The sequence below is a fragment of the Luteibacter sp. CQ10 genome, assembly GCF_040900725.1.
GTDB lineage: Bacteria > Pseudomonadota > Gammaproteobacteria > Xanthomonadales > Rhodanobacteraceae > Luteibacter.
In genome coordinates this window covers 1-3,484 of record NZ_JAEUYM010000021.1, presented here as the reverse complement: position 1 = coordinate 3,484, position 3,484 = coordinate 1, and the positions used below count along the sequence as shown (strand labels likewise).

Sequence of the window (3,484 nt, the reverse complement as noted above, 5' to 3'; positions counted from 1 at the left end):
GGCGGCGTGCCGAACAGGCGCGCCCAGGGCAGCGTGTAGCCCTGGCAGTGCAGGTCGGCCAGGGCGTGCAGGATCTCGCGCTCGTCGGCGGCTGGCAGGGCGCTCTCCAGGCGCTCGAACAGCGCCTGCGCGTGACGTTGCTGGGCCGGCTGGCCGACGAACTCGCGCGGCGCCTCGCCGCGGAAGACGTCGGCCAGCCGCTCGCCGTCGGCGAGGCGGTCCAGCCGGTCCAGGGCGTGTTCGCGGTCGTCCACCACCACCGCGCAGCGGTGTTCGAAGTGATGCCGGCCGCAGGCCAGCGTGTGGCTCATCGCGGTCAGCGCCGCCGCGTCCCAGGCACCCGCCGCCAGCGTCTCGCGCAGCGCCGCGCAGCGTCGCCGCAGGGCCGCGGCGCTGCGCGCGGACAGCAGCAGCGGCACGCCGCGCCGCGCCCGCACCGGCGGGTCGGCCAGGACGGCTTCCTCCAGCAGCACGTGCGCGTTGGTGCCGCTCATCCCGAACGCGCTCACCCCGACCCGCCGCGGCCGGCCGGGCACGGCCGGCCACGCTCGCGTCGCCGTGTTCACCGCTAGCCCGCTGTCCTGCCAGGCCACGTAGTCGCTGGGCTGCTCGGCGTTCACGCTGGCCGGGATCTGCCCATGGCGCAGCGCCATCACCGCGCCGACCAGACTGACCAGCCCCGAGGCCGCGAAGCTGTGCCCGAAGTTGCTCTTGGTCGAGGTCAGCGCGCACGGCGCCTGTCCCGCCGGCCGCCCGCCGAACACCGTGCGCAGCGCCTCGATCTCCACCGGATCGCCCAGCCGCGTGCCGGTGCCGTGGGTGACCACGTAGTCGATCTGCGACGGCGCCACCCCGGCCTGCCGGTACACCCGCTCGATCAGCTGCGCCTGCCGCGCCCCGTTGGGCGCGGTGATCCCGTTGGTCTTGCCGTCGTAGTTGGTCCCGCTGGCCCGGATCACCGCATACACCGGATCGCCCTCGGCCCGGGCCCGCTCCAGCCGGCGCAGCACCACCGCCACCACCGCCTCTCCCGGCACCATCCCGTTGGCCCGCTGGTCGAACGCATAGCAGCGTCCGTCCGGCGAGAGCATCCCCGCCTGGCTCATCCCCGCGTAGGCCTGCGCGGTCAGCGACAGGCTCGCCGCCGCCGCGATCGCGGTGTCGCATTCCCCCGCGCGAAGGCTCAGGCACGCCTGGTGCAACGCCACCAGCCCCGACGAGCACGAGGTGTTCAGCGCCATCGACGGGCCTTGCAGGTTCAGCACGTAGGCCAGCCGCGCCGCCAGGACCGCGTCGTGCGTGCCGGTCAGCGTGCCCTGCGCGCCGACCAGCGACTGGTACTCGCCCTGCTCCACCCCCACGAACGTGCCCACCGAGCGCGTGGCCAATTGCAACGGGCCGTGGCCGGCGTCCTCCAGCGCGTTCCATGCCTCCTGCAACAGCAACCGCTGGCGTGGGTCCATGCCCTGCGCCTCACGCGGGGAGATCTCGAAGAACGCCGGGTCGAACTCCTCCACCCCCGGCATCGCCCCCAGCCACTTGCTCGCCAGCACGCCGCGGGCGAAGCCTTCGCGCCAGTCGAAGCGCTCCAGCCCGATCTCGGCCACCACCTCGCGACCCTCGGCCAGCACCCGCCACATCGCCGCCACGTCGCGCGCCTGCGGAAAACGCCCGCTCAGGCCCACGATCGCGATCGCCGCCGGGGCCAGCTCGGCCGTCTCGGCCGGCGCGGTCGCCGATGCCGGGGCCGCCGGGACGACGGGCGTGGTCGCCACCGCGTCCGTCTCGATCGGCTCAACGGCCTCGACCGTCGCGTAGCGCGCCGCCACCGCCGCGCGGTGCTCGCGCCACAGGTAAGCGCCCACCTGCTCCAGCGTGGCGTGGCTGAAGAACAGCGCCGGGGTCAGGCTCACCCCGTAGTGCGCCGACAACTGCCGCGCCCATTGCGCCAGGCTGATCGAGTCGAAGCCGAAATCGGCCAGGTTCGTTTGCGCGCGGATCTGCGCCCGCGGCAGCTTCAGCAACTCGCTGACCTGCTGCTTGAGCTCCCAGTGCAGGCACGCCTCCACCGTCAACCCGCGCAACTCCGGCCGCCGTGCCGCCTCCACCGGCACCACGGTCGCTGACGGCGCCGCGCGCCCGCGCAGGATCGACTCGATCCGCGCCCGCCGCCCGTGCATCAGCAGGTACGCCCCCGACGGCTGGCCCAGCGCCCGCTCGAAGAACGCCAGCCCCGTCGCCACCGGCAACGCCACCTGCCCGCTGCCGCGCAGGTACAGCCGCGTGTGCTCGGCCGCGCCCGCGCGCATCCCGCCCTCGGCCCACAACGGCCAGTTGATCGCCACCCGCCGCGCCGCCCCCGGCGCCGCCACCCACTGCGCCCAGGCCATCTGGAAGCGGTTGCCCATCGCGTAGTCGCCACCGCCGAAGTCCCCCAACACCGCCGCGCTGGAACTGAAGTAGCACACGAACGCCAGCGGCTGCCCGGCCATCACCGTGTCCAGTACCGCGCTGCCGTCCACCTTCGCGGCCAGCACCCCGGCCAGCGCCGAGGCCGTCTTCGCCGTCAGCGGCGCCGGATCCAGCACCCCGGCCGCGTGCACCACTCCCTCGATCGCCCCCCACCGCGCCACCGCCTCGGCCACCCCGGCGCCCATCGCCGACGCGTCGCTCACATCCGCGGCCACGTAGAGCCATGCGGTCTCGCCCAGCGCCGCTGCCAGCGTCGCCCGCGCCGCCTCGTCCAGCGCACGTCGGCCGCTGAGCACCAGCTTCGCCGCGTAGCGCTCGCGCAGGTGGCGCGCCACGTGCAGGCCCAGCCCGCCCGCACCGCCCGTGATCCAGTACACCCCACCCTGACGCAGGGTCGGCAGCGGGTCCGCCAGCGCCTGGGCGACCACCCGCAAGCGCTCGCGCACCGCGCCGGCGCGATGCACCGCCCCGCCATCCCCACCGGCCAACTCGGTCCATACCCGCGCCGCCCAGTCGGAGGCGGTCGCCGCCGCCGTGCCCTCGCCGACCAGCACCGTCACCGTCCAGTCGGGCACGAGCACGCCCAGCGAGCGCTCCAGCCCGATCCACGATTCGGCATGCGCCCGCGACGGACCGTCCGCGTAGGCCGCGCACAGCACCAGGTGGCCCGTCGTCACCCCCGCGGCCGCCAGCGCCTGCACCGCCGCGTACATGGCCGTGCCCTGCGCGGCATCCGCCGGCCCGGCCCAGGCCCCGGCGTAGACGATGCCCTCCCAGGGCACCGCGGTCTCGATCGCCGCGGCCACGGCCTCGCCGGCCACCGCCTCGATCGCCGCCTCCGCCCGTGCCGCGCCCAGCGCCGTGGCCGCCGCCGTCGCCACCGCCGCGTCCGTGCCGATCACCAGCAGCCGTCGCGGCGTCGCCCTGGCCGCCGGCAGCACCGCCGGCTCCCAGCGTTCCTGGAAGCTCAGCGCCTCCGGCGCCTCGGCCTCCTCGGCCTTCGCCGCCGATG

The 3,484-nt window shown here is 75.4% G+C and carries 1 protein-coding gene; it reads right to left on the bottom strand.

The features are described from left to right. A partial coding sequence (locus JNG39_RS21045; protein WP_368313917.1) for a type I polyketide synthase occupies window positions 1-3,484 on the bottom strand: 3,484 nt, incomplete at both ends.